We start from the raw sequence: 24367 nt of genomic DNA, 5'->3' as shown, positions 1-24367 counted from the left end.
TCAGTCGCGGAAGGTCGCAGGTGCGTGCAAGCCGACGGCAGCAAGAGACTATTGAAGCCCGTCGAGCGTATCGAGTTCAGTGAAGCAGTGCTGCCGGAACGATGCCTCTACGCGCAGAACGAAACCTACTTGGAGTCGTGCAACTCGGGGTGGGAGCGGCAATGGAAAGCAGGTATCGGAACGGTCTTCGTTCTGTTTCCGTGCCTATTGATTTTCTGGGGGTTTTACGGGTTTGCACTCCACCCCGTTGTTTTTGACCATGTGCTACTGTTTTGGGGAGCGAGCGAAAACGCAGCCACGTCAGCCGACCTGTGGTTTGGCTGGCTTCTACTTCTTCCCTTATCCCTCGGCTGCTGCGTCCTGCTCTGGCTGTGGTTCGACATCATGGGTGTAGGCACCTGCTTCTTCACCTATGCGCGAGGCCGCATTCGCTTCAACCGGGTGACGCGCAAGGTCTACCTTCTTCGACCACGAGGCTGCGGTGGCAATGCCGTATTCGACTGGGATCGCCTGCGTGCCATCGTCGACATGGACGGCTATGACCTGCTCGCCAGAAAGAATGGAGCGCCTGGCAAGGCCGCGTACTACTCGCTCATCCTCTACCACCCGCCCTTTGATGCCGACGACCCACACGCCAAGGGCGAAGACGCCATCTTCGTTGGCCCCACACTGCCCATGCAGCAGGAGGCGGCCCCGCTGTGGGAGTACATCCGTCGCTTTATGGAATACGGTCCTGGCCAGGAGGGCATTCCCGAGCGGATAGGGCAAGAGCACACGACCTACTGCGGCAAGCCCAGTTGCAGCCAGTACAAGCTGGAGCAACTCCCAGGGGTGTTGGAAACCGCTTATCACATGCTCAGCCAGGTCACCTGCTCATGGCCCGTATTCCCAAAGGAGTGGCAAAGCGACTCGGGCATTGGCGAACCCGAGGACAAGCCGGTGCAAACGGGTGCGGTGATGACAGCGCTCGTCTATCGGTCGCAAGGCAAGCTGGGCAAGGCCGACGAGATTGAGTTCTTGCGGCACTGGGGAACGGCCGAGGCGCTGCAGGAAGCGATGTCTCGCAAGGCATGAGTGCGACTCCCTGCATGGTCGCCGGTGCCCGCAACCCATTTGGCACGAATCACCCCCGCGTACTCACCACATGCTCACGCCGAAAGTTCCTCGGCGTGTTCCCCACCCACTGCCGGAACCGCCGATTGAAATAGGCCTCGTCCGCAAACCCGCACTGGTGCGCAATCTCCCGCACCAGCAGCGAGGTGGAGGACAGCAATTCCTTCGCCCGCTCGATGCGCCGCTCGGTCACGAGATCGGTGAATGTGCGATCGGTTTCCTTGCGCAGCAGGTTGGCAAGGTAGTTGGGCGAGAGAAACGCAGCGGCCGCGGCATCGGTCAGCGACAGTGGCTTGTCGAGGTTGTCGCGCACGTAGCGCACCACGCGTTGCAACGCGTCTCGCTGCGAGGTCTTGCCGTTGTGCTGCAGCGAAAGGCGCATCAGCGCCTGCTCCTGGCGCATGCAGGCCAGGGCGATGATCTGCTGCACGATGCCGCGCATCGCGATCTTGGCACCGAAGCTGCGGCCCGCGTTCAGCGTGTGCAACTCGTCGAGCCAGCCGCGCACGCGGGCGAAGTCGGCCTCGTCGAAGGCGAAGTCGACGTACTCCTGGAACAGGAAGGGCGCGAGGTCGGGATAGCGCGCGAGCGACACGTCATCGAGGTCGAGCGCGTCGACCTCGAGTTCGGGCCACAGGAAGCGCTGGTCGAAGTTGACGATGCAATACAGCGCATCGGGCGGATGTGGAATCACGTGCACCCGGTACGGCAGCACGAAGCTCAGGTGGCGCGGGCCGAAGGGGCGCACCTCGCCGCCGATGGACTGCTGCGAGTTGCCCTCGATGCCGATCTGGATCTGGAAGTACGCGTGCCGATGCGGCAGCGTGAGCTCGTTGCGCGCACCCTGGAAGCGGATGTCGAAGTCGAGGTGGTCGGCACGCTCATGCATGCCGTAGGTGCGGACGGACGTGGAGGGAGAGGTGCGCATCGGAAAACAGGCGGGTCGGCAGGCGTCTGCCCGCGAGAGTACGCCAACTCGCGGCCCGGAAGGCCGGCCCGGCTCGATGCGCAGGCCGCCCTCAAGCTCAGACGACCGCGACGTCCAGCGCGCCCACGCCCGCCACCGTGCCGCGCATGCGGTCGCCCCGCTGCACGGCCGCGACGCCGGCCGGGGTGCCCGTGAAGATCAGGTCGCCGGGTTGCAGCGTGAACAGTGTCGACAGGTAGGCGATGGTGTCGGGCACGTTCCAGATCATGTCGTTCAGATCGCCGACCTGGCGCTGCGTACCGTTGACTTCGAGGCGGATCTCGCCCGTCGCGGGGTGGCCGGCCTTGGCCACGGGCACCAGTTCGCCGCAGGGCGCGGAGCCGTCGAAGGCCTTGCCGGTGTCCCAGGGGCGGCCCATTTTCTTGGCCTCGCCCTGCAGGTCGCGGCGGGTCATGTCGAGGCCGACGGCGTAGCCATACACATGGCTCAGCGCGTCCGCAGCGGCGATGTTCGACCCGCCGGTCTTGAGCGCGACCACGAGTTCGATCTCGTGGTGCACGTCGTTCGAGAGCGTCGGGTACGCGAACTCGCCGCCATCGGCCACGATGGTGCTGGCCGGCTTCATGAAAAAGAACGGCGGTTCGCGGTCGGGGTTGTGGCCCATCTCGCGGGCATGCTCGGAGTAGTTGCGGCCCACGCAGAAGATGCGGTTGACCGGGAAGCGCGCGCGTTCGCCCTGGATGGGCAGCGAATGAACGGGCGCGGGGGGAATGGCGTAGAGGGTGTCGGTAGTCATTCGACGACTCTAGCCAGCACTGCGCTGCGCCCTGGGGACGCATCTATGCGAGTCTTGGACTCAGCTACGTTTTCATCTCGGTTTTTTTCCGGGGGGCGTGCACAGGCCACCGGGTACTCCCCTCCGCGAATGTCCCCCGGCCTGCGGCCTCCTCCTTTATTTCGCTGCGGGGAGCACCCGGTGCCCTGAGCACAGGGCACGCTGCTGGTGAGCCGCTGATCAACGGCCGCTCTGTCCAACGATCCCGCCGATGGGGTGCCTTGCGCAGCGAAATAAAGGAGGAGCCCGAAGGGCGGGAGACATTCGCGGAGCAAGGTACCCCGTCGGCGGGATCGCGCCCCGAACAGCTGCACGAATTACTAGCCAGCCGCACCGAACCCCGTATCGAAGGTCCCCTTCACATCGAGCGGCTGCTTGATAAGCCCGACCTGCCGGTAAAAGTCCGCCGTGCCCTGCTGGTCGGCGATGACCTGCGCGTCGATGGCCACCCACTTCTGCTGGCGGCGCTCGAACTGCAGCTTCGCCGCCTCGGGCGGAATGCCGATGATGCGCGCCAGCGCGGCCGAGTAGGCGTCGACGTTGCGGTACGACCAGAGCTGCGCCTTCACCACGCGCTGCAAAAAGTCCTGCAGCACGGGCCGCTTGGCCGCGATGGCGCTGTCGGTGGCCGCGAGATAGCTGAGACCCGACAGCAGGCCGCGCCCGCTGACGAGCACGCGCGCATGGTGGCTGACCTCGGCCAATGCGGTGTACGGCTCCCAGGTGGCCCAGGCATCGACCGAACCCTGCGTGAGCGCGAGCTTGGCGTCGGCGGGCGCGAGGAACCGGATGTTCACGTCCTCGGGCTTGAGGCCGGCCGAGGTGATGGCCTTCAGCGTGACGTAGTGGCCGATGGAGCCGCGGTTCGTCGCGATGCTCTTGCCCTTGAGGTCGGCGGCAGTCTTCAGCGGTGAGTCGGGCCGCACCAGCACGGCCGTTCCGTAGGAGTCGGAGCGGTTCGCGCCTATGGCCTTGACGCGCGTGCCCGCCGCCAGCGCGAAGATCAACGGCGCATCGCCGATCGGGCCCGAATCGACCGCAGCGGCATTGAGTGCTTCGGCCAGCGGTGCCGCGGCCGGGAACTCCGACCACTGGATGTCGTAGCCGAGCCCCTCGAGCCCGCCCGCCGCTTCGAGCAACGCGCGCAGGCCGCCCTTCTGGTCGCCGGCCTTGAGCACCGGACGGCCCTGTGCGGCAACCGCTCCCGGCAGGGCGACAGCGGCGGCAACCGATGCACCCTGGACGAGAAACCGGCGGCGGGAACCGTGGGCAATGGATGTGCTGAAGTTCATGGCAATGCCCATCGTCACAGCAGGAGTTCGGGCTCGGCTTCAAGCAGACCTTCGTAGAGGCTGTCGAAGGAATGGATCGCACCTTCAGGTCCGCCGATCTGGCTGTGCGTGTGGCGTGCGGTTTCTTCGTCGATGGGCTGCGGCTTGCCGGCGGCTTCGGCGAGCAGTTGCGTGTGGCAGGCGTTGTCGAGCGCGATGTACCACCACGCAGCGGCTTCCACCGTAGGCCCGGCCGTCAGGATGCCGTGGTTCTTGAGGATGGCCCCCTTGCGGTCGCCCAGCGCGTGGGCGATGCGGTCGCCCTCGCTGGTGCCGACCACCATGCCGGTGAAATCGTCGAACAGCGCCACGTCGTCGTGGAACACGCAGCTGTCCTGCGTGAGGGTGTCGAGCTTGCGGCCCAGCGTGGACCAGGCCTTGCCGTAGGTCGAATGTGTGTGGGCAGCCGCAACGATCTTCGGGTTGTGCTCGTGGATCGCGGCGTGGATGGCAAAGGCAGCCTTGTTGAGCGGCCTGTCGCCGATGACGGTCTCGCCCTTCGAATTGACGAGCAGCAGGTCGGACACCTTGATGCGCGAGAAATGAACGCCGAGCGGGTTGACCCAGAAGTGGTCGCTCAACTCGGGGTCGCGCGCGGTGATGTGGCCGGCCAGGCCCTGCGCAAAGCCGAAGCGCGCGAACAGGCGGAAGGCGCCGGCCAGACGCTCCTGCCGATGGCGGCGCTCGGCCTGGACGGTGGGGCGCGCAGGGATCGGGTCGAACCAGTATTTCTGCTGCGGGTTCGGGTTGAGCTTCAGCGACGCGTGGCGGTCGATGGAAAGAACGGCACTCATGGGCACTCCAGGTATTCGGTTTTTGCTCCTTCCCCCTCTGGGGGAAGGTTGGGATGGGGGCTCGACGGCTTCAAAGCCATGACGGTGTTGAACGCCGCTTGCCCCCACCCCTGCCCTCCCCCAGAGGGGGAGGGAGAAATTCATGACTCACGCAGCTTTGCGGATGGACGCAGCGCGTTGCGCCACCAACTCCCGCGTGCGCGGAATCAGCTCGCGCCCATAGTCCAGCGCATCCTCCAGCGGATCGAAGCCGCGGATCAGAAAGGTCGTCACGCCTAGGTCGTAGTAGTCGAGCAGCGCATCGGCCACCTGCTCCGGCGTGCCGACCAGCGCGGTGCTGTTCGAGCGGCCGCCGATCTCCTGCGCGACCGCGGTCCACAGCCGCTTGTCGAGCCGCGAGCCTTTCTCGGCCGCGGCCAACAAACGCTTCGCGCCTTCGCTCTGCTGCGGACCGCCACGGTTGTAACCCTGCACCACGCGCAGGCGCTTGGTCTCCGCCAGGATGTTCTCCGCGCGCGCCCAGGCAGCCTCTTCGGTCTCCGCCAGGATCGGACGGAACGACACAGAGAAGCGCACGCCGCGCCCGTGCTTCGCCGCCTCGGCGCGCACGCGCGTGGTGAGCTCGCGCGCCTGGTCGAGCGATTCGCCCCACAGCGCGTACACGTCGGCGTACTTGCCCGCGACCGGAATCGCGGCCTCGGAAGCCCCGCCGAAATACACCGGCACATGCGGCTTGCCGCCGCGCGTCTGCACCGGCTTGACTTCGGAGAAGGCGTTCTGGAAGCGGTAGTGCGCGCCTTCGTGATCGAAGGGCTTGTCGGCCGTCCATACCTTGTGCAGCACCTCGAGGTATTCGTCGGTGCGGGCGTAGCGCTGGTCGTGATCGAGCCAGTCGCCGTCGCGGCGCTGTTCCTCGTCGGAGCCGCCCGAGATGTAGTGCACGCCAAGCCGGCCGCCGCTGAACTGGTCGAGCGAGGCAAACTGCCGCGCGGCCAGCGTGGGCGCGACGAAGCCGGGGCGGTGCGCGAGCATGAAATGGATGCGCTCGGTGACCGAGGCGGCGTACGCCACCGTGAGCGTGGCGTCGGGGCTGGTCGAGTGGTGCGGCACGAGCACGCGGTCGAAGCCGGCCTTCTCGTGGGCCTGCGCGAAGGCGCGCACGTAGTCGCGGTCGATCGACGGTCCCTTGGCGGCGTGGATCTCCGAGACCTTCTGGCCCTGGATCATGCCGATGAATTCGACGCCGCCCTGGTGTTGCTGGCTCATGGTTCTTGTCCTCGTGAATGGAAAAATGGATGTCAGGCGGCGGGCAGGCGCAGCACGTTCTCGAAGCTGCGGTCCCACAGCGGTTTGACGTCGGCCGGACCGTCGAGCACGCCGATCTTCAGGAAGGTGTCGGCCACGTCCTGGTGGCTGCGCACGACCGCATCGCTGACGGGGCCGAGGCTGTACTCACCGCTGCGGCGGTTGAAGAGCTCGACGATGTCGCCCACGGGCACGCGCGTTTCGGCCGACTGCGCGCGGGCGTAGGCCAGGAAGTTGCCGTTGATCCACGCGAAGGAGCGTTGCAGTCGCTGCAGCAGGTCGCCCAGCGCGGCACGGCGCAATGCATCGTCGAGCGCGCGCGGATTGGCGTAGATGGGGAAGTTGCCCGAGAGATACCCCACGCCGGTCTTGATGACCCGCGCGCCGTACTGCGTGCGCGCCAACTGGCCGTTGTAGCCATAGATGGCCCAGGCATCGAGATCGCCGCGCGCGAAGGCCGAGAGGCCGTCCGACGGCGTGAGGCTCACGGCCTGGATGTCGCTGAACGACAGGCCCGCTTCGGCCAGCTGCCTGGCGAGGTAGTAGTGCGAGGTGGTGGCGCGCACGTAGCCCACGCGCTTGCCCTTGAAGTCGGCGATGCTGCGGATGGGTGCATCCTTGCGCGCCAGCGTGGCCTGGTTGTTCAGGTCTTCGTGCGTCACGGCCACCAGCTTCACGCTGGACTTCTGCCGCGCCGCGAACACCGGTGGAATCTCGCTGCCCGAGCCCAGGTCGAGCGCGTCGCCGTTGATGGCCTCGATGTGCAGCACGCCGTTGTTGAGCTCGCGCCAGTCGATCTTGTAGGGTGTGTCGGCCTGGCCCGAAGCGGTGAGCAGCGGCCGCCAGAGGCCCTTGTAGGTGCCCACGCGCAGCGTGACGCCCGACAGGTCGCGCGACGGCGACGCAGCCTGGGCCAGGCCCGCTGCTCCGGCGGTCGCAGCCGTGCCCCACGCGGCGGCGGCTTGCAGCAGGCGGCGCCGGTCAAGAAAGAAGTCTGTTTTCATCCACCGGACCGTAACCAGACGGGCAGCGGAAGCGAACGCAGAAAAACGAGTTTGCATATGCGGGATGCGTCGTTTTCCGGCGCCAGGCGGCCCGCTAACGTCTGGGCACCATGAGTGCACTCCCCTTGCGCCGCGCGTCGGCCACGCCTGAAGAACCATCGCCTCCCCCACCCGCCACCGTCGATGCCGCGGTGCTGGCGCGGCTGTCGGCGCAGTTCGCCGCCACCGCAGCCGACCATGACCGCAGTGGCGCCTTTCCGCGCGAGAACTTCGCGGCGCTGCAGGCGCACGGGCTCATCGGGCTCGTCGCTCCCGCCGAACACGGCGGCGGCGGCGCCACGCTGGCAACGGCACGGCGCGTGATCGCGGCCGTGGCGCGCGGCGAGCCAGCCACGGCGCTGATCCTCACGATGACCTATCTGCAGCACCACGCACTGACGCGCACCGACAGCCGCTGGCCGCCGCAGCTGCGCGAACGCGTGGCACGCGATGCGGTGGCGCACGGCGCGCTGATCAACGCGCTGCGGGTTGAGCCCGTGCTGGGTTCGCCCGCCCGCGGCGGCCTGCCCGCCACGGTCGCGCGGCGCGAAGGCAGCGGCTGGAAGATCGATGGCCACAAGCTCTATACAACCGGCATCGAGGGCCTGAGCTGGCTCGCGGTGTGGGCCCGCACCGACGAGGCCACGCCGCGCACCGGCGTGTTCCTGGTGCCGCGCGAAGCACCCGGCGTGCGCGTGATTCCCAGCTGGGACCACCTGGGCCTGCGCGCCTCGGGCAGCCACGAGGTGGTGTTCGAGAACGTCGCCACCGGCCTCGACCATGCAGCAGACCTGCGCGCGCCGGCCGACTGGGCGCCCGACGCGGGCAGCCAGACCGATATCGACGCCCATGCCACACAACAGGCGTGGATGACGGTGCTGCTCGGCAGCCTCTACGACGCGGTAGCGACGGCCGCGCGCGACTGGCTGGTGGGCTTCCTGAACCAGCGCGCGCCCGGCAGCCTCGGCGCACCGCTGGCGAGCCTGCCACGCGTGCAGGAGCATGTGGGCGAGATCGAGGCGCTGCTGCGAACCAACCGCGTGCTGCTCGACGAGGCGGCCGCCGCTGTCGATCACGGCCATCCACCGCCGGCCGCCGACAGCGGTCTGCTCAAGTACACGGTGACGGGCAACGCGGTCCGCGCGGTCGAGCTGGCCCTGCAGCTCAGCGGCAACCACGGCCTCACGCGGCAGAACCCGCTGGAGCGGCACTACCGCGACGTGCTGTGCAGCCGCATCCACACGCCGCAGAACGACGCGATCCTGGTCGCGGCGGGCAAGCGTGCGCTGCTGTCGCCGGGAGTCGCTGCATGACATCCCTTCTCTTCCCGAAAGCGTCGCGCCGCGATTGGTTCAAGCAAGGCGCCGCACTCTCATTGGCTGCAGCCGGTTCGCTGCGCGCCTTTGCACAGCCACAGGCCACGCTGGTGCTCGGCGACCAGGCCGGCGGCCTGCGCTCGCTGTTCGAGGCCTCGCGCACGCTCGAAGGTGCACCCTTCGCCTACCGCTGGGCCAACTTCCAGGGCGCGGCGCCGTTGTTCGAGGCGCAGCGCAGCGCGGCGGTCGATACGGCCATGGCCGGCGACCTGCCCGTGCTGGCCGCGGCCGTCGGAAAGACGCCGCTGAAGATCGTCGCCACGCGCGTCGGCAAGGCCGATTCGCTGGGCATCGTGGTGCAGCCCGATTCGCCGCTGCGCAGCGTGGCCGACTTGCGCGGCAAGACGGTGATCGTCTCGTCGGCGCGCGGCAGCATCTCGCAGTACCAGCTGTACGGTGCGCTCGAAGAAGCCGGTGTGCCGCGCAGCGAGGTGACGGTGAAGTTCGTGCTGCCTACCGATGCGGCAGCCGCCTTCGCGTCGAAGCAGATCGATGCGTGGGCCATCTTCGATCCGTACTACACGATCGCCTTGCAGCAAGGCGGACGCATCCTGCGCGACGGGCGCGGCATCAATACCGCCCTGGGCTTCATCACCGCGAGCGAATATTCGCTGGCAGACCCGGCCCGGCGCGCGGCCATCGTGCAGTTTCTGGACCGGCTGGCCCGCGCGGGCGACTGGGCGCTGGCCAACCCCGAGGGCTACGCGCAGGCCTACAGTCAGCTCACGCGGCTTCCGATCGAGTCCTCTCGCATCATCACGGCGCGGGCGTCCGTGGCGGGCCGGCCGGTGAGCGAGGCGGACATCGTCGCGCTGCAGGCCGTGGCCGACCGCTCGGCGCGCGACGGCATCCTGCCGGTGCGCGTCGACGTTCGCGCGATCACGGACACCAGCGTCTGGAAGCGCACGGCGTGATCGCGCCGCTGCGCGAATTCGTCGGCGCCTTCGGCCGGCTGCTCGACAGCGCGCCCGACGAGCCTCGCATTCTTTCGGAAGGCGGCGCGCTGCTGCGCACGCTGGTGTCGCGCGACGACTGGCTGCCCGAGGCCTTTGCACGACCCGACCCGGTGCGCTACCAGCAATTCCTGCTGCATGCGGACAGCACCGAGCGCTTCTCGGTCGTGAGCTTCGTGTGGGGACCGGGGCAGGCCACGCCGGTGCACGACCACACGGTGTGGGGACTGATCGGCATGCTGCGCGGCGCGGAGTACAGCCAGGGCCATGTGCTCGACGCGCAGGGCCGCGCGCAGCCGCAAGGCGAAGCGGTGCGGCTCGATGCCGGTGACGTGGAAGCCGTGTCGCCCACCGTCGGCGATCTGCACCGCGTTCACAACGCGCATGCGGACCGCGTATCGATCAGCATCCACGTCTACGGCGCGAACATCGGCGCCGTGCGGCGGCATACTTATCCGGCGCAGGGCGGCCGCAAGCCCTTCGTCTCCGGATACTCCAATGCGCTGCTGCCCAACCTGTGGGACCGCTGCGCCGAACTCGGATCTTCTTCGACAACCGCATGACGACTGCCTCCTTTCCCACCCTGCCCTTCGCCGCCGTGCGCGCGCGGCTCATCGCACGCGAAGAAACCGCCCTGCTCGACGTGCGCGAAGAAGATCCGTTCGCACAGGAACACCCGCTGTGGGCCGCGAACCTGCCGCTCTCGCGCATCGAGATCGAGGCCTGGCGGCGCATTCCGCGGCTCGACACGCTGATCGTGCTGTACGGCGAGCACGACGGCGCCGACCTTGCCCCGTTGGCCGCGAACACGCTGGCCGCGCTGGGCTACACGAACGTGCACCTGCTCGAAGGCGGCCTCGAAGGCTGGCGCAAGGCGGGCGGCGAGCTGTTCCGCGACGTGAACGTGCCGAGCAAGTCGTTCGGCGAGCTGGTCGAGCACGAGCGGCACACGCCCTCGCTCTCTGCGCCCGAGGTGAAAGCGCTGGTCGATGCGAAGGCCAACGTGGTGGTGCTCGACGCGCGCCGCTTCGACGAATACCAGACGATGAGCATTCCCTCGGCCACCAGCGTACCGGGCGCGGAGCTGGTGCTGCGCGTGCGCGAGCTGGCACCCGATCGGGCCACGCAGGTGATCGTGAATTGCGCGGGGCGCACGCGCAGCATCATCGGCACGCAGTCGCTGGTGAATGCGGGCATTCCGAACCCGGTGGCGGCGCTTCGCAATGGCACGATCGGATGGAAGCTCGCGGGGCAGGTGCTGGACCATGGCGCGGACCGGCAGGCGCCCGTTGCGGTGTCACCGGCGCACCGCGCGCAAGCGCAGGCCGATGCAAGGCGCGTGGCCGATCTGGCCGGCGTGCGCCGCATTGCACTCGACGCACTGCAAACGCTCGAAGCACCGGGACGCACCGTGTATCGCTTCGACGTGCGCACGCCTGAGGAATATGCGGCGGGCCACCTGCCCGGCTTTGCCAGCGCACCCGGCGGACAACTGGTGCAGGAAACGGATCACCAGGTGCCGGTGCGCGGCGCGCGTATCGTGCTGGCGGACGACGATGGCGTGCGCGCTTCGATGAGCGCCTCATGGCTCGCGCAGATGGGGTGGGAGGCCTACGTGCCGGAAGTGGTGCCGACGGCTGCGGCGTTCACCGAAACGGCGGCACCGGCGAGCGCCTATCCACCTGTCGCCGCTGCCGTGGGCGAGATCGCACCGAAGGAACTCGCGCTGCTGCTGCAGCGGCAAACCGGCACGGCGGTGATCGACGTGACCACCAGCGCGAACTACGTGAAGCGCCACATTCCGGGCGCCTGGTACGCGATCCGCGCACAACTCGCGCAGGCGCTCGACGCCGTCATTCCACCCGCGCAGCGCTACGTGCTGACCTGCGGCAGCAGCCTGCTCGCACGCTATGCCGCAGCCGACCTGCGCGCCCTGCTCGACGCGCGCGGCAAGGGCGACATCGAGGTGCGTGTGCTGGAGGGTGGCAACGCGGCGTGGTTCGCAGCAGGCCTCGAAGCGGAGACCGGCGAGACGCGCCTCGCGACCGCACGCACCGACCGCTACCGCCGCCCCTACGAGGGCACTGAGGCCCCCACCGAAGCGATGCAGGCCTACCTCGATTGGGAGTACGGCCTGGTCGCACAGCTGGGACGCGACGGCACGCATCACTTCAACGTGATCTGACCCGCGAGAAAGCATTTTGAAAGGATTTCGACACGCCGGTGACAGTGTGTCGCCCGGGTAAAGGCCGTCATCCGGCAAAGCGGCAAGGCGTTGGAGATTCATATCTACAACAACTCGTCCCAGGAGCTTTGCCATGAGATTTCCTGTTCTTACCCTGTCCGCTGCCGCGCTGGCAGCCACCCTCACCGGCTGCGTGGTTGCGCCGGCTCAACCCGTCTACGCGGCGCCTCCGGGCGTGGCCTACGTCGCTCCGACGTACGTGTCGCCAGGCGTCGGATTTACATGGGCCTACCACCCTCGCTACGGCTGGGGCTGGCGCCACCCGCAATACGGCTGGCACCGCGGATGGCGCTGAGCTGCGGCGGCTGACGCCGCTAGGCAGCCAGGCCAGCTAGCTCGGTTCGGCGCTCTTGAACAGCGCCGCGACCTTGCGCTTGGACTTGATGTTGCTGGAGATGCCGCGCGCGGGCGTGGCCGCCTTGGCGGCAGCTTCCCAGGCAGGCGTGGCGTCCGGCTCGCCGGGCTCGTAGGGCTTGTCGAAGAACGGATCGCGCGGCGCCGACGGCGCGCGGTGCGGGCGTCCACCGCCGCGGCGGGCTTCGGCTTCGCGGCGCTCGCGCGGCTGGTCGAGCACATCGCGTGCGTCGCCGGCTTCGCCTTCTTCGCGCCAGTGGCGGCGTCCGTCGTTGATGCGGCCGCGCGGGCGGTCTTCCTCGAATTCGACCGGCTCGAGCTCGATCTTCTTCTTGATCAGTTTCTCGATGTCGGCCACCAGGCGCGCGTCGTTGCCACCGCTGGCAAAGCTCACGGCGAGGCCCGAAGCGCCGGCGCGGCCGGTGCGGCCGATGCGGTGCACGTAGTCTTCGGCGTTGAACGGCACGTCGAAGTTGAAGACCGCCGGCACGTCCTTGATGTCGAGGCCGCGCGCCGCGACGTCGGTGCACACCAGCAGATCGACTTCGCCGGCCTTGAACGCGGCGAGGGCTTTCAGGCGCTCGTCCTGGCTCTTGTCGCCGTGCAGTGCGGTGGTACGCAGGCCATCGCGCTCCAGCGAGCGTGCGAGGCGCGCGCAGCCGAGCTTGCTGTTGACGAACACGAAGGCCTGCGTGATGCCGCGCTGCTTCACGATCTGCTTGAGCGCACGGCGCTTGTCGTCGTCGCCCACGCTGTAGAAATGCTGCTCGACGGTGGAAGCCGTTTCGTTCGGCCGGGCCACTTCGATGGTGACGGGGTTCTGCAGGTAGCTGCTGGCGAGGCGCTTGATTTCAGGCGAGAACGTCGCCGAAAACAGCAGCGTGGTGCGCTGCTTGGGCAGGTAGCTCAGGATGCGCTGCAGGTCGGGCAGGAAGCCGATGTCCAGCATGCGGTCGGCTTCGTCGAGCACGACGTATTCGACCTGGTTGAGCACCGCGTTCTTGGCTTCGATGTGATCGAGCAGCCGGCCCGGCGTGGCCACCAGCACTTCGACGCCCTTCTTCAGTTCCAGCGTCTGCGGCTTCATGTCGATGCCGCCGAACACGACCGTGCTGCGCAGGTTGGTGTACTTGGCGTACAGCTTGACCTGTTGCGCGACCTGGTCCGCCAGTTCGCGCGTGGGCAGCAGCACGAGGGCCCGGACCGGGTGCCGCGCCGGCGAGGTCGAGGCGTTTTCATGCTTGAGCATGCGCTGCAGCAGCGGGAGCGAAAACGCCGCCGTCTTGCCGGTGCCTGTCTGGGCGGCGCCCATCACATCCTGGCCCGAGAGCACGACCGGAATGGCCTGCTCCTGGATCGGTGTCATGGTCTCGTAGCCCATTTCGGCCACGGCGCGCGCCAGCGGTTCCGCCAGCATCAAATTGGAGAAGGAGCTTGTCATTGAGCCCGCTATTGTCGCATTGCCGCAAAAAACGGCAGTGACTTCGGCATGACAACGCCCGCGCCCATGGAGTTGCTATTTATTCAATAGCAATCCAGCCAGCACTGACGAGGCATTCGGGGGCATGCAGCTCAAAGGCTGCGTGCATTGAAAGTGTCGCAGGCCTTGATGTCGCCGCTTTGATAGCCCGCGCCGAACCACCGTTGGCGCTGCGCGCTCGATCCGTGGGTGAAACTGTCGGGCACCACCGCACGGCCCGCGGAACGCTGCAAAGCGTCGTCACCGATCTTCTGCGCGGCGTTCATCGCGGCCTCGATGTCGCCCGGGTCGAGCCATTTCTTCGACTCCTGCGAATGGTGGGCCCACACGCCCGCGAAGCAGTCGGCCTGCAGCTCGACGCGCACGCTCATCGCGTTGTTCTGCGTCTGGCTGAGTCGGCCGCGCATGCCGTCGACCTTGGCGGTGATGCCGAGTTCGTCCTGCACGTGATGGCCGACCTCGTGCGCAATGACGTACGCCTGCGCGAACTCGCCCGGCGCGCCGAGCTGGTTCTTCAGCGTGTCGTAGAAGCCGAGATCGATGTAGACCTTCTGGTCGCCCGGGCAGTAGAACGGCCCCATGGCCGACTGCCCCGTGCCGCAGGCCGTGGGCGTGGCATCGCGGAACAGCACGAGGCGCGGTGCGTGGTAGGTGCCCCCGTTCTGCCGGAATACGGCCGTCCACACGACTTCGGTGTTCTTGAGCACCGTCGAGACGAACGCCGCTTCGCGGTCGCCGGACGGCGGCTTGGGCGCGGGTCCCTGTTGTTGTTGCTGTACCTGGGCCGGACCGCCACCGCCGCTGAGCAGGCTCAGTACCGTGAGGGGGTTGATGCCGAAGACCCAGCCCGCGATCAGCGCGACCGCGATGGTCCCGATGCCGATGCTGCGCCCGCCGATGAAGCCGCCCCCACCGCCACCACCTTCACCGCGGCGGTCTTCGACGTTGTCCGATTGTTCGTTGCCTTCCCATCTCATCGCAGTCTCCTTGCCGGCCATTGCAGGAGGATTTGCCGGCGTTCGCAGGATGGTACTTGCCCCAGCGCCCCCCGGGGTAACCGGCCGTCAGCGGCCGTCAGCGGCCGGCCGGCAATACGTCAGGTTTTTGGCAGAGTGACGCCGCGCTGGCCCTGGTACTTGCCGCCGCGGTCCTTGTAGCTGGTCTCGCAGACCTCGTCGCTCTCGAAGAACAGCACCTGCGCACAGCCCTCGCCCGCGTAGATCTTGGCGGGCAGCGGCGTGGTGTTGCTGAATTCGAGCGTCACGTAGCCCTCCCATTCGGGCTCGAACGGCGTGACGTTGACGATGATCCCGCAGCGCGCGTATGTGCTCTTGCCCAGGCAGATGGTCAGCACGTTGCGCGGGATGCGGAAGTACTCGACGGTGCGCGCCAGCGCGAAGCTGTTGGGCGGGATGATGCAGTAGTCGCCGTGCATGTCGACGAAGCTCTTCTCGTCGAAGTTCTTCGGGTCGACGACCGTGCTGTGGATGTTGGTGAAGACCTTGAATTCAGGCGCGCACCGGATGTCGTAGCCATAGCTCGAGGTGCCGTAGCTGATGATCTTGTGGCCTGCGGCCTCGCGCACCTGGCCGGGCTCGAAGGGCTCGATCATGCCGTTCTGCTCGGCCATGCGCCGAATCCATTTGTCGCTCTTGATGCTCATATGCGGTCGCTGCTGCTGCGGGGGGAGATGGCGCGAATTGTGGCATGCGCCACCACCCTCCCCGCCGCCCCGGGTGCTACAGCGCCTGCGAAATGACCGTGCGCTCGACCAACCGGTCGTCGCCCAGCACGATCATCGCGAAGAGCATTTCTTCCAGCGTGTTCGCCAGCTTCGTCTTGCGCGCCAGCAGCGGCGTGGCCGAAGGGTTCAGCACCAGGAAGTCGGCTTCGCAGCCCGGCTGCAGGTTGCCGACCACGCCGTCGAGCCCCAACGCGCGCGCCGCGCCGCCGGTGTGGCGCCACCAGAGTTCCGAGGGCGCGATGCTCAGGCCGGCCTTGGTCTGGCCCTCGCGGCCGACGTAGTAGGCCGCCATCATGGTGTGGAAGGGGCTGAAGCTGGTGCCGCCGCCCACGTCGCTGGCCAGGCCATAGGGATAGCCCACGCGGTCGGCCGCGCCGAAGTCGAAGAAGCCGCTGCCGAGGAACAGGTTGCTGGTCGGGCTCACGGCCGCGGCCGTCTTCGTCTCGCGCAGCAGCGCGCGATCGGTGTCGTCGAGGTAGATGCAGTGCGCGTACACGGCGCGCTCGCGCATCAGGCCGAAGCCGGCGTACACGTCGAGGTAGGAGCGCGCCTTCGGATACAGCTCGCGCACCCAGTTCACTTCGTCGCGGTTCTCCGCCACATGCGACTGGACCCAGGTGTCGGCGTACTTCGCGGCCAGTTCGCCCGCGCCGCGCAACTGGGCTTCGGTGCTCGCGGGCGCGAAGCGCGGCGTGATGGCATAGCCCAGGCGGCCGACGTTGTGCCACTTGCGGATCAGTGCCTCGGTATCGATCAGGCTCTGCTCGGTTTCGTCGCGCACGCCGTCGGGCGAGTTGCGGTCCTGCAGCACCTTGCCGGTGATCATGCGCAGGCCACGGCGCTGCGCGCCTTCGAAGAAGGCGTCGACCGAGGTTACATGCGAGGTCGCGAAGGTCAGCGAGGTGGTGACGCCGTTGCGCAGCAGTTCGTCGAAGAACACGTCGGCCACTTCGTTCGAATGCGCAGGGTCGGCGAATTTGCTTTCGGCCGGGAAGGTGTAGTTCTCGAGCCAGGGCAGCAACCCCGGCGAGGGCGAACCGATGATGTCGGTCTGCGGAAAGTGGATGTGCATGTCCACGAAGCCCGGCGCGAGGATGCGCCCGGGCAGGTGGGTCGTGTGCGCATCGGGGTGGCGCGGCGCGACGGCGGCATGGCTGCCGGCATCGAGCACGCGCTGGCGGCCGGTGCCGTCGGGGGCGACGACCAGCAGGCCGTCTTCATCAAAAACGGGCTGGCCGGCGGCATCGAATCGCAGGAGGGAGGCGCGGTAGGCTTTTTTCATCGTGGGTAGGGAGGGTAATCCAGCCCCGCCGGCCCACGATTTCCACGCGCGTATGAGTGCTATATGCGGAATGCACTCAGCGCGCTGGCAGTTCGCGCGACTGGATATCGAAGGGCACGCCGGCCGGCACAGGCCCGTCGCCGTCCTTGCGCTTGGTCAGCAGCGAATACTTCGACTCGATGAAATAGACGCGGTTGCCCCGAACCGCGCCGGACGACGGGTCGTTGAGCCCCGCCACCACCGTCTGCAAGCCGAGCTTGGTGCCGTCGATGCGCGCCACGGTGACCTGGCCGCCATAGGGGCCGTCGCCGAAGGCATTGCTTTCGAACAGCACGAGCCGGCCGGGCTTCCAGGCGCGGATCGCGTCGACGTTCTTCAGCACCCGCGGAGCTTCGATGCGCGTGACCTCGCCCGCATTGCCGTCGGCGCCCAGGCCGATGCGCAGCACGTAGGAAGCCGCCGCCACGAGACTCACGTAGACATCGCGCCCGCCGTCGATGGCGATGCCATTCAGCCCCTTGTAGGGACCGGCACCGGACAGTGCTGGGTCTTCCTTCCAGACCGCGAGTGCGGCAGCACCCGGTGCGAGCTTCAGCACGCGCGGGTGGTAGGAGTCGGTCACGTAGAGGTTGCCGCGCGCGTCCTGCGCAAGGTCGTTGCAGTAGCCGTTGTCGGGCATCGCATAGCTGGCACGCGGTGCGCCGGTGGTCAGGTCGTAGCGCTTGAGCGCGCTCGGCGTCTGCGGCACGGTGGTGAAGCCGCTGTTGCCCGAGCAGATCCACAGCGCCCGGTGCTTCGCATCGACCAGCACGCCCTGCCCGTTCGCAAGCCCGTTGGCGCCGGGCTTCACCAGCACTTCGGCCTTCGGGTCGACGCCCGGCTTCAGCCGCGCGACCGCGCCCTCGCGCCAGCTGCCGACGTAGAACATACCGTCGGGGCCGATGGCGACGCTTTCCGGATACCAGTCGTCGGGCAGGGCCTGTACGGCGGGCGGCGCGGCCGAGGCCGTCGCCGCCACGTACGCGAGCGACGCTCCGAGCAGCAGTGCGCGCGCCCTCGTCATTGCCACACGCGATACACGCGCCCCGTCAGCGGACCTTCGACGCTGCGCACGTAGGCCAGCGCCACACGCGCGGCCGGTACCGTTTCAACGCCCGGGAAGAGCGCGCCGTACGCCGCCACCGATTCGGTCAGCAGCGTCGGGCTCACGGCGTTGATGCGCAGGCCGCGCGACAGCTCGATCGCCGCGCCCTTCACGAAACCCTCGACCGCCGCATTCACGGCAGCCGCATTGCCTCCGCCGCGAACCGGATCGTCGGCCGCGACACCCGTGGTCAGCGTGATCGACCCGCCGTCGCGCAGCACATGCTGGCCCAGCAGCGCGAGCCGCACCTGGCCGAGCAGCTTGTCCTGCAGGCCGACGTTGAAGTCGGCCGGCCGCATCTCGTTCAACGGCCCGAAGAACAGCCCGCCCGCCGCCGACACGATGGCATCGACTCGACCGACCGCCGCATACAGCGCCTCGACGCTCGCGTCGCTCGTGATGTCGACCTGGTGCTCGCCACGCGTGCGGCCTGCGCGAATCACCTCGTGGTGGCGCTCGGTCAGTGCCTGCGCCACCGCGCTGCCGATGGCGCCTGTCGCGCCCACAACCAGAACTCTCATGAAAACCTCGCCGGATTGAATGAACAGGTGGCCATTGTTTTGCGAACCATCAATTTGATAAATTGCCATCCGGTTCGGTCATTCGAAACTTTGGGTTTTCAATATGGACAAGCTGCGCGCCATGGAAGTCTTCGTCGCCACGGTGGATGCGGGCAGCTTCGCTGCCGCCGCGGAGGCGCTCGACCTGTCGGCCGTGATGGTCGGCAAGCACATCCGCGCGCTCGAAGAACAGGTCGGCGCGCGCCTGCTGGAGCGCACCACGCGCCGCCATTTGCTCACGGAAATCGGTGCCGCCTATCTCGAGCGCTGCCGCGACGTGCTCTCCAGCGTGCACATCGCCGACGGCGTGGCCGAGTCGCTGCGCGCCATGCCGCAGGGCGTGCTGCGCGTGACCGCGCCGGTGGCGTATGGCGCGCACCGGCTCACGCCCGTGATCGGCGAGTACATCGCCGCCTATCCGCAGGTGAAGGTGGAACTGAGCCTCAACGACCGCGTGGTCGACCTCGCGGAGGAAGGCTTCGACTGCGGCATCCGCTCGGGCGCCGCCGTCGACGAACGGCTCATTGCAAGGCCGCTGGCGCTGTCGCGCATGTACGCGGTGGCCAGCCCCGAATGGGTCGCGCGCCACGGGCAACCCAAGCACCCATCCGAGCTGGAGGCCTTCCCGCTGCTGGGCTTTGCGACCTGGGGGCCGGACCATGCGTGGCGCTTCACGCGCAAGGGCAAGACGGTGCATGTGCCCGTGCGCGGCCCGCTCACCACCAACAACGGCCAGGCCCTGCTGGCCGCAGCCATGGCCGGCGTAGGCGTGATCGTGCAGGCCGATGCGCTGCTGGGGCCCGCCATCGCCTCGGGCCAGGTGGTGCGGCTGTTGCCCGGATGGGAACTGCCCACGCGGCAGGTGCACATCATGCGGCTGCCGGAAGCGCGGCCGAGTGCCAAGCTGCGGACCTTCGTGGACTTTGTGGTCGAGCGGCTGGGCTGAAGATCCGCGTTCCACTGATAAATGACGCCTGTGCTGCTTCGCTAGCGCATCAAGACCCTGTTGCGCCGAAGCTCCATCGCCACGGGCAAAGCCGTCGGTCCGCAAGCCCGCTAACGGGCCACCCGCCCCTGCACACCCTCGACCAGCCAGTTCATCTTCAGGATCTGCTCGTCATTCAGCTGCGCGCCCTTGGCGATCACGACGTGGCCCTCGTTGTCGCGCACGTCGGTGGCCACCGCACGAAACGGCTGCAGCTTGCCGGCCGCGATGTCCTTCTGCCGCGCCAGCACTTCGTCCTGCACGGCCTTGGGCACCTTGGTGCCGAAGTCGCCGACGCGGATCATTCCTTCCTTCACGCCGCCCCAGAGGTTGCCGCTCTTCCAGCTGCCTTCGAGCACGGCCTTCGCGCGCTGCGTGTAGTAGCCGCCCCACTGGTGCGTGACCGCGACGATCTGGGCGTCGGGCGCGATCTTGCGCATGTCGGAGTGATAGGCGACGGCCATCCTGCCGCGCTCCTGCGCCGCGGCCATCACGGCGGTGGAGCCGGTGTGGAAGGCCACCACGTCGGCATTCCGGTCGAACAGCGCCATCGCGGCGTCGCGCTCCTTCGGCGGATCGAACCACTCGTTGAGCCACACCACATGGACCTTCGCAGCCGGATTCACCGAGCGCATGCCGAGCGCGAAGGCGTTGATGCCCTGCAGCACCTCGGGAATCGGGAAGCCTGCGACGTAGCCGGCGATATTGGTCTTCGTCATGCGGCCGGCCGCGATGCCCGCGAGGTAGCGGCCCTCGTAGTAGCGCGCATTGGCAGTCGCGACGTTGGGCGCGGTCTTGTAGCCGGTGATCGATTCGAACTTCACCTCGGGGAAGTCCTTCGCCACCTTCAGCGTCGGTTCCATGTAGCCGAAGCTCGGCGTGAAGATGAGCGTGTTGCCCTGCTGGGCGAGGTCGCGGATCACGCGCTCGGCGTCGGCGCCTTCGGCCACGTTCTCGACGTAGGTGGTCTGGACCTTGCCGCCCAGCGCTGCATCGACGGCCTTGCGGCCTTCCTCGTGCTGGCGCACCCAGCCGGCATCGGTGACGGGCGTGACGTAGACGAAGCCGATCTTCAACGGCGCTTTGGGCGGCTGCGTCTGCGAGAAGGCGGGAGAAAAGAAGAAACAAGCGGCAACGCACGCCAGGACGGCGCGGCCCGCGAGGTTTTTGTACATGGTGTTCCTCTACATGGCCCCGGAAAAAAAGCACAACCCGCAGCCGGCCGGGACGCCCGGCTGCGGGGTTCGGATTTTAGTGCGGCCTTCCCGGCGCCGCGATGGGTTCCGCCGCCAATCGTCAGGCGCGCAACGGGGTCGCCATCCGTCGTTCGGCCGTTTTTCTACTCGAGCTGCACACGCTGGCGCACAGCCTCTAGCAACAGCGTGGCCAGCCGGCTCGCCGGGGCCTCGGAGTGGGCCTGCGCGCGATAGAGCACGAGCGATATCTGCGGCAGCGCCGGCAGGGACAGCGTCGCGCGATCGATGGCGCGCACGTGCGAGGGCAGCCCGAAAGGCGTGCGCACCGTAAGACCCAGTCCGGCCGATGCGGCAGCCCACAGCGCCGCGAGGCTGGCACTGCCGAAAGCCCGGCGCCACGGTACGCCGGCGCGGTCGAGCGCGGTGATCACGATCTCTCGCAACGGGCACGGGGCGTCGAGCATGATCAGCGGCAGCGGCAGCGGCTCCTTGCTCCTGGCCTGGCGCGTCCCGGCGCCGCGGCTCTCGCGCTCCGTCCACCAGGGTGCTTCGACCCTGTCGGGCGTCTTCGGGCCGATCCACAACAGCGGCAGGCGCGCGACGCGTTCGGCGTAGGGCGACAGGGGCTGGTCGCCCGCGTCCCACGCCAGTGCCAGGTCGAGCTGGCCGAGTTCGAGCCGCTCGCGCAGTTCGCCGCTGCGCGCCACGCAGGCCTCGATGCGCACCTTGGGGTGTGCGCGCGCGAAGCGGCCAAGCACGGCGGGCAGCAGCGTCTCGCCGAAGTCTTCCTGCAGGCCCAGGCGCACCCAGCCCTGCAGGTCGGTGCCGCGCATGGCGGCGCCGGCTTCTTCATTCAGTTCGAGCATGCGGTGGGCATAGGTCAGCAGCGTCTCGCCTGCATCGGTGAGCTCCAACCCGCGGCCGGCCTTGCGGAACAGCACGGTGCCGGCCTGCGACTCCAGCTTCTTCAGCTGCGCGCTCACCGCCGAGGTCGAGCGGCCCAGCCTGTCGGCCGCGCGCGCATAGCTGCCGAGCGCGATGCCGGTGGAGAAGGTGCGCAGCACGTCGAGATCGAACATCACCTGGCTCATGTCGGGTCCTTTTCTTATCGTCCTGATTTTCGGGACGATGGGCTCATTATTTTCTGATTTTCAAAACCTTTGCAGCAGCCGACACTGCCCTGCAACATGACCCCTTCACCCCACTCCTCTTCGTTTTCGCCGCGCCACCGCTGGAAGGTGCTGGCTGCAGGCGTGGCTGCCAACGCGGCCTTTTCCGTGGCCTTCAGCGGCATTCCCATGACCGCCGTGCTGATGCGCACCGGCTACCAGCTCGACAACGCCACGCTCGGGCTGGTGCTGGGCCTCATGGGGCTGGGCATTGCCGTGAGCGAGCTGCCGTGGGGCCTGTTGACCGACCGCTGGGGCGACCGCCCCGTGCTGCTGACGGGCCTGGGCAGCACGGCCATCGCGCTGGTGGCGATGGCGCTGTGGGCCGCGCCGGGCGCAGGGCACATTCCCGGCCTCGGCTGGCTCGGCGCCGGGCTGCTGCTGGTCGGCCTGCTGGGCGGCAGCGTCAACGGTGCCAGCGGCCGCGCGGTGATGACCTGGTTCGAGGCCGGCGAGCGCGGCCTTGCAATGAGCATCCGGCAGACGGCCGTGCCGCTGGGCGGCGGGATCGGCGCGCTGGTGCTGCCCTTCGTCGCGCTGCACTTCGGCTTTGCCGCGCTCTACGGCCTGCTGGCCTTGCTGTGCGCATTGAGCGCGGCCATGAGCTGGGCCTGGGTGCACGAGCCGCCCATTGCGCCCCGTACCAAGGCCACGGCCGAAGCGCGTGCCATGCCGAAGAGCGGCCCGCTGCGCGACGTCCGCGTGTGGCGCATCGTGCTGGGCATCGGCATTCTCTGCGCGCCGCAGTTCGCGGTGCTGTCCTTCGGCACTGTGTTCCTGCACGACTTCGGACACGCGGGCCTGGCGACGATCACCGCCACGATGGTCTTCACGCAGGTCGGTGCGATGGTGATGCGCGTGTGGAGCGGCCGCTGGACCGACCGGCAACGCAACCGGCCGGCCTACCTGCGCGCCTGCAGCGCGCTCAGCGTGCTGCTGTTTGCTGCACTCGCGGTGCTGGTGATGGCCGCCGGTACACATGTCGCCGATTCACTGGCGCTGCGGATCGCGCTGGTCGTGCTGCTGGGTGTGAGCGGTGTCTGCGTGTCGGCATGGCACGGCGTGGCCTACACCGAACTCGCCACGCTGGCCGGTGCGGCACGCGCCGGCACGGCCTTGGGCATGGCGAACACCAGCGTGTTCCTGGTGTGCTTCATCACGCCCTTCTCTATTCCGCACCTGCTGGCGCTGCAAGGCTGGCCGCTGGTGTGGCTCGCGGCCAGCGCCTGTGCGCTGGTGGCAATGCCACTGTTGGTGCCGCGGCCCGATACCGCAGCCACTGCCGATCAGAAGGTCGCGAAGACCGCGTTGAGCCGGTCGACGTAAGCACGCTTTGCGGCCGCGTCGATGAAGCTGCCCTCGAAGCTGTTCGCCGCGAGTTGCCAGGCCTGCTGCGCGTTGAGCCCGGTGGCCGCGAAGGTCTGCGTGAAGTTCTGGTTCATGTAGCCGCCGAAGTAGGCCGGGTCGTCCGAGTTGACAGTGGCGACCAGGCCCGCGTCGAGCAGTGCGCCCAGGTTGTGCTGCGACAGGTCGGGGAACACGCAGAGCTTGAGGTTCGACAGCGGGCACACGGTGAGCGGGATGCGGTCTTGTGCGAGCCGCTTCATCAGCGCCGGGTCTTTGGTGCTTTGCACGCCGTGGTCGACCCGCTCTACCTTGAGCACGTCGAGCGCGCTCCACACGTACTCCGGCGGGCCTTCTTCGCCCGCGTGCGCGACGAGATGAAAGCCCAGCTCGCGGCAGCGCGCGAACACGCGCGCGAACTTTTCCGGCGGGTGGCCGACTTCGCTCGAATCGAGCCCCACGCCGATGAACTTGTCCCGAAACGGCAGCGCCTGCTCCAGGGTCTCGAAAGCTTCTTCCTCGCTCAGGTGGCGCAGGAAGCACAGGATGAGAGCCGCGCTCACCCCCAGCAACGGCTGCGCATCGACGCATGCGCGGTGCAGGCCGTTGACGACGGTTTCCATCGCCACGCCGCGCGCGGTGTGCGTCTGCGGGTCGAAGAACATCTCGGTGTGCACCACGTTGTCGGCCGCGGCGCGCTCCAGGTAGGCCCAGGCCATGTCGTAGAAATCTTGTTCCTTCAGCAGCACGCTGGCACCGGCGTAGTAGATGTCGAGAAAGCTCTGCAGGTTGGTGAAGGCGTAGGCGCGGCGCAACTCCTCGACGCTGGCGTACGGAATGGACACGCCGTTGCGCTGCGCGAGCGCGAAGATGAGTTCGGGTTCGAGCGAACCCTCGATGTGCATGTGCAGCTCGGCCTTGGGCATGGCGCGCAGCAGCTCGGGCAGGCGCTCGGCGGCGATGCGGTCGAAGCTCTTGTCGAAAGAGGGGCGGAAATCGGTCATGGTGGGGGACTGCTGCTGCGTTGGGATCCCTCGCAGCATAAAGCCAGCCACCGCCGGCGCGATGCCCGAAACCGTATAGGTGTCAGTCGATGCTGCGTGCCGAGTTGGTCAGCGCGGGGCAGAAGACGCCGGCCGCGCAGTCGCATAGGCGCGCCTGATGCCTTGCCATGCCGTGTGCGAGT

Annotated in this window: 23 protein-coding genes; 8 read left to right on the top strand and 15 right to left on the bottom strand. The window is 67.8% G+C overall.

The annotated features are described in order from the left end of the window. The first annotated feature begins 24 nt into the window (after positions 1-24). Positions 25-1074: a DUF6708 domain-containing protein gene (locus ASD05_RS07145; RefSeq protein WP_321165097.1), complete on the top strand. Its 1050-nt coding sequence runs from the start codon at positions 25-27 to the stop codon at positions 1072-1074. A 49-nt stretch (positions 1075-1123) separates the two neighbouring features. Here the strand turns inward: ASD05_RS07145 and ASD05_RS07140 are convergent, their stop codons facing one another. The 6 genes from ASD05_RS07140 to ASD05_RS07115 form a co-directional block, all read right to left on the bottom strand. Next, positions 1124-2041, bottom strand: a complete 918-nt coding sequence (locus ASD05_RS07140; RefSeq protein WP_082571994.1) for a helix-turn-helix transcriptional regulator — start codon at positions 2039-2041, stop codon at positions 1124-1126. A 97-nt stretch (positions 2042-2138) separates the two neighbouring features. Further along, complete coding sequence (locus ASD05_RS07135; protein ID WP_056589640.1) at positions 2139-2837, bottom strand: fumarylacetoacetate hydrolase family protein; 699 nt, start codon at positions 2835-2837, stop codon at positions 2139-2141. Positions 2838-3196: 359 nt separating this feature from the next. Beyond that, positions 3197-4168, bottom strand: a complete 972-nt coding sequence (locus ASD05_RS07130; protein ID WP_056590379.1) for an ABC transporter substrate-binding protein — start codon at positions 4166-4168, stop codon at positions 3197-3199. A gap of 14 nt (positions 4169-4182) precedes the next feature. Further along, positions 4183-5001, bottom strand: coding sequence for a class II aldolase/adducin family protein (locus tag ASD05_RS07125; RefSeq protein WP_056589637.1), 819 nt, complete (start codon positions 4999-5001; stop codon positions 4183-4185). Between the two features lie 147 nt (positions 5002-5148). Continuing rightward, entirely contained in the window at positions 5149-6267 is a 1119-nt protein-coding gene (locus tag ASD05_RS07120) for an LLM class flavin-dependent oxidoreductase (protein WP_056589635.1), read from the bottom strand. Between the two features lie 32 nt (positions 6268-6299). Then, positions 6300-7310, bottom strand: coding sequence for an ABC transporter substrate-binding protein (locus ASD05_RS07115; RefSeq protein ID WP_056589632.1), 1011 nt, complete (start codon positions 7308-7310; stop codon positions 6300-6302). 110 nt (positions 7311-7420) lie between these two features. Here ASD05_RS07115 and ASD05_RS07110 point away from each other — a divergent pair, with 110 nt between their 5' ends. From ASD05_RS07110 to ASD05_RS29340, 5 genes are all read left to right on the top strand, one after another. Beyond that, a complete protein-coding gene (locus ASD05_RS07110; protein ID WP_056589630.1) occupies positions 7421-8662 on the top strand; it encodes an acyl-CoA dehydrogenase family protein in 1242 nt (413 codons plus the stop codon). After that, on the top strand, positions 8659-9639 hold the full coding sequence (locus tag ASD05_RS07105; RefSeq protein WP_056589628.1) for an ABC transporter substrate-binding protein: 981 nt from the start codon (positions 8659-8661) through the stop codon (positions 9637-9639). The genes ASD05_RS07110 and ASD05_RS07105 overlap by 4 nt, the downstream gene beginning before the upstream one ends. Beyond that, entirely contained in the window at positions 9636-10241 is a 606-nt protein-coding gene (locus tag ASD05_RS07100; protein ID WP_157610004.1) for a cysteine dioxygenase, read from the top strand. Before ASD05_RS07105 ends, ASD05_RS07100 begins: the two co-directional genes overlap by 4 nt. Beyond that, positions 10238-11863: a rhodanese-related sulfurtransferase gene (locus tag ASD05_RS07095; RefSeq protein WP_056589625.1), complete on the top strand. Its 1626-nt coding sequence runs from the start codon at positions 10238-10240 to the stop codon at positions 11861-11863. The genes ASD05_RS07100 and ASD05_RS07095 overlap by 4 nt, the downstream gene beginning before the upstream one ends. 133 nt (positions 11864-11996) lie before the next feature. Then, a complete protein-coding gene (locus tag ASD05_RS29340; RefSeq protein WP_082571993.1) occupies positions 11997-12218 on the top strand; it encodes a hypothetical protein in 222 nt (73 codons plus the stop codon). 36 nt (positions 12219-12254) lie between these two features. On the opposite strand, the gene ASD05_RS07090 is transcribed toward ASD05_RS29340, so the two are convergent. The 6 genes from ASD05_RS07090 to ASD05_RS07065 form a co-directional block, all read right to left on the bottom strand. Next, the gene (locus tag ASD05_RS07090) at positions 12255-13718 is read right to left on the bottom strand and encodes a DEAD/DEAH box helicase (RefSeq protein WP_007837321.1); all 1464 of its coding nucleotides are present in this window, start codon (positions 13716-13718) and stop codon (positions 12255-12257) included. Positions 13719-13849: 131 nt separating this feature from the next. Next, the gene (locus ASD05_RS07085; protein WP_056590373.1) at positions 13850-14734 is read right to left on the bottom strand and encodes a neutral zinc metallopeptidase; all 885 of its coding nucleotides are present in this window, start codon (positions 14732-14734) and stop codon (positions 13850-13852) included. A gap of 119 nt (positions 14735-14853) precedes the next feature. Further along, a complete protein-coding gene (gene dcd / locus ASD05_RS07080) occupies positions 14854-15420 on the bottom strand; it encodes a dCTP deaminase (protein WP_015866656.1) in 567 nt (188 codons plus the stop codon). Between the two features lie 76 nt (positions 15421-15496). Continuing rightward, positions 15497-16783, bottom strand: coding sequence for a guanine deaminase (guaD, locus tag ASD05_RS07075; RefSeq protein ID WP_056589622.1), 1287 nt, complete (start codon positions 16781-16783; stop codon positions 15497-15499). A 76-nt stretch (positions 16784-16859) separates the two neighbouring features. Further along, entirely contained in the window at positions 16860-17846 is a 987-nt protein-coding gene (locus ASD05_RS07070) for a hypothetical protein (protein ID WP_056589619.1), read from the bottom strand. Continuing rightward, the gene (locus ASD05_RS07065) at positions 17843-18448 is read right to left on the bottom strand and encodes a short chain dehydrogenase (protein WP_056590371.1); all 606 of its coding nucleotides are present in this window, start codon (positions 18446-18448) and stop codon (positions 17843-17845) included. The genes ASD05_RS07070 and ASD05_RS07065 overlap by 4 nt, the downstream gene beginning before the upstream one ends. A gap of 121 nt (positions 18449-18569) precedes the next feature. On the opposite strand from ASD05_RS07065, the gene ASD05_RS07060 reads away from it, so the two are divergent. Further along, positions 18570-19433 carry a LysR family transcriptional regulator gene (locus tag ASD05_RS07060; protein WP_235507890.1) on the top strand — a complete coding sequence of 288 codons (864 nt, stop codon included), beginning with the start codon at positions 18570-18572 and terminating at the stop codon, positions 19431-19433. A 110-nt stretch (positions 19434-19543) separates the two neighbouring features. Here the strand turns inward: ASD05_RS07060 and ASD05_RS07055 are convergent, their stop codons facing one another. After that, complete coding sequence (locus ASD05_RS07055) at positions 19544-20647, bottom strand: BMP family ABC transporter substrate-binding protein (protein ID WP_056589612.1); 1104 nt, start codon at positions 20645-20647, stop codon at positions 19544-19546. Between the two features lie 164 nt (positions 20648-20811). Beyond that, positions 20812-21759, bottom strand: coding sequence for a LysR substrate-binding domain-containing protein (locus tag ASD05_RS07050; protein ID WP_056589610.1), 948 nt, complete (start codon positions 21757-21759; stop codon positions 20812-20814). Positions 21760-21855: 96 nt separating this feature from the next. On the opposite strand from ASD05_RS07050, the gene ASD05_RS07045 reads away from it, so the two are divergent. Then, entirely contained in the window at positions 21856-23163 is a 1308-nt protein-coding gene (locus ASD05_RS07045) for an MFS transporter (protein WP_056589606.1), read from the top strand. Here ASD05_RS07045 and ASD05_RS07040 read toward each other — a convergent pair. After that, positions 23124-24185 (bottom strand): adenosine deaminase, encoded by a 1062-nt coding sequence (locus ASD05_RS07040; RefSeq protein WP_200955402.1) that lies wholly within the window; start codon positions 24183-24185, stop codon positions 23124-23126. The two genes, ASD05_RS07045 and ASD05_RS07040, sit on opposite strands and share 40 nt — an antisense overlap. Between the last annotated feature and the right edge of the window lie 182 nt (positions 24186-24367).

This window comes from Variovorax sp. Root434, from assembly GCF_001426595.1.
Taxonomy (GTDB): Bacteria; Pseudomonadota; Gammaproteobacteria; order Burkholderiales; family Burkholderiaceae_C; genus Variovorax.
This window is presented reverse-complemented; position numbering and strand designations above follow the sequence as displayed.

What these genes read in the sequence shown, in the direction of transcription:
- ASD05_RS07140 (WP_082571994.1), bottom strand. Translation starts at nt 2,041, where the DNA reads ATGCGCACCTCTCCCTCCACGTCCGTCCGCACCTACGGCATGCATGAG.
- ASD05_RS07135 (WP_056589640.1), bottom strand. Translation starts at nt 2,837, where the DNA reads ATGACTACCGACACCCTCTACGCCATTCCCCCCGCGCCCGTTCATTCG.
- ASD05_RS07130 (WP_056590379.1), bottom strand. Translation starts at nt 4,168, where the DNA reads ATGAACTTCAGCACATCCATTGCCCACGGTTCCCGCCGCCGGTTTCTC.
- ASD05_RS07125 (WP_056589637.1), bottom strand. Translation starts at nt 5,001, where the DNA reads ATGAGTGCCGTTCTTTCCATCGACCGCCACGCGTCGCTGAAGCTCAAC.
- ASD05_RS07120 (WP_056589635.1), bottom strand. Translation starts at nt 6,267, where the DNA reads ATGAGCCAGCAACACCAGGGCGGCGTCGAATTCATCGGCATGATCCAG.
- ASD05_RS07115 (WP_056589632.1), bottom strand. Translation starts at nt 7,310, where the DNA reads ATGAAAACAGACTTCTTTCTTGACCGGCGCCGCCTGCTGCAAGCCGCC.
- ASD05_RS07110 (WP_056589630.1), top strand. Translation starts at nt 7,421, where the DNA reads ATGAGTGCACTCCCCTTGCGCCGCGCGTCGGCCACGCCTGAAGAACCA.
- ASD05_RS07105 (WP_056589628.1), top strand. Translation starts at nt 8,659, where the DNA reads ATGACATCCCTTCTCTTCCCGAAAGCGTCGCGCCGCGATTGGTTCAAG.
- ASD05_RS07095 (WP_056589625.1), top strand. Translation starts at nt 10,238, where the DNA reads ATGACGACTGCCTCCTTTCCCACCCTGCCCTTCGCCGCCGTGCGCGCG.
- ASD05_RS29340 (WP_082571993.1), top strand. Translation starts at nt 11,997, where the DNA reads ATGAGATTTCCTGTTCTTACCCTGTCCGCTGCCGCGCTGGCAGCCACC.
- ASD05_RS07090 (WP_007837321.1), bottom strand. Translation starts at nt 13,718, where the DNA reads ATGACAAGCTCCTTCTCCAATTTGATGCTGGCGGAACCGCTGGCGCGC.
- ASD05_RS07085 (WP_056590373.1), bottom strand. Translation starts at nt 14,734, where the DNA reads ATGAGATGGGAAGGCAACGAACAATCGGACAACGTCGAAGACCGCCGC.
- dcd (WP_015866656.1), bottom strand. Translation starts at nt 15,420, where the DNA reads ATGAGCATCAAGAGCGACAAATGGATTCGGCGCATGGCCGAGCAGAAC.
- guaD (WP_056589622.1), bottom strand. Translation starts at nt 16,783, where the DNA reads ATGAAAAAAGCCTACCGCGCCTCCCTCCTGCGATTCGATGCCGCCGGC.
- ASD05_RS07070 (WP_056589619.1), bottom strand. Translation starts at nt 17,846, where the DNA reads ATGACGAGGGCGCGCGCACTGCTGCTCGGAGCGTCGCTCGCGTACGTG.
- ASD05_RS07065 (WP_056590371.1), bottom strand. Translation starts at nt 18,448, where the DNA reads ATGAGAGTTCTGGTTGTGGGCGCGACAGGCGCCATCGGCAGCGCGGTG.
- ASD05_RS07060 (WP_235507890.1), top strand. Translation starts at nt 18,570, where the DNA reads ATGGAAGTCTTCGTCGCCACGGTGGATGCGGGCAGCTTCGCTGCCGCC.
- ASD05_RS07055 (WP_056589612.1), bottom strand. Translation starts at nt 20,647, where the DNA reads ATGTACAAAAACCTCGCGGGCCGCGCCGTCCTGGCGTGCGTTGCCGCT.
- ASD05_RS07050 (WP_056589610.1), bottom strand. Translation starts at nt 21,759, where the DNA reads ATGAGCCAGGTGATGTTCGATCTCGACGTGCTGCGCACCTTCTCCACC.
- ASD05_RS07045 (WP_056589606.1), top strand. Translation starts at nt 21,856, where the DNA reads ATGACCCCTTCACCCCACTCCTCTTCGTTTTCGCCGCGCCACCGCTGG.
- ASD05_RS07040 (WP_200955402.1), bottom strand. Translation starts at nt 24,185, where the DNA reads ATGACCGATTTCCGCCCCTCTTTCGACAAGAGCTTCGACCGCATCGCC.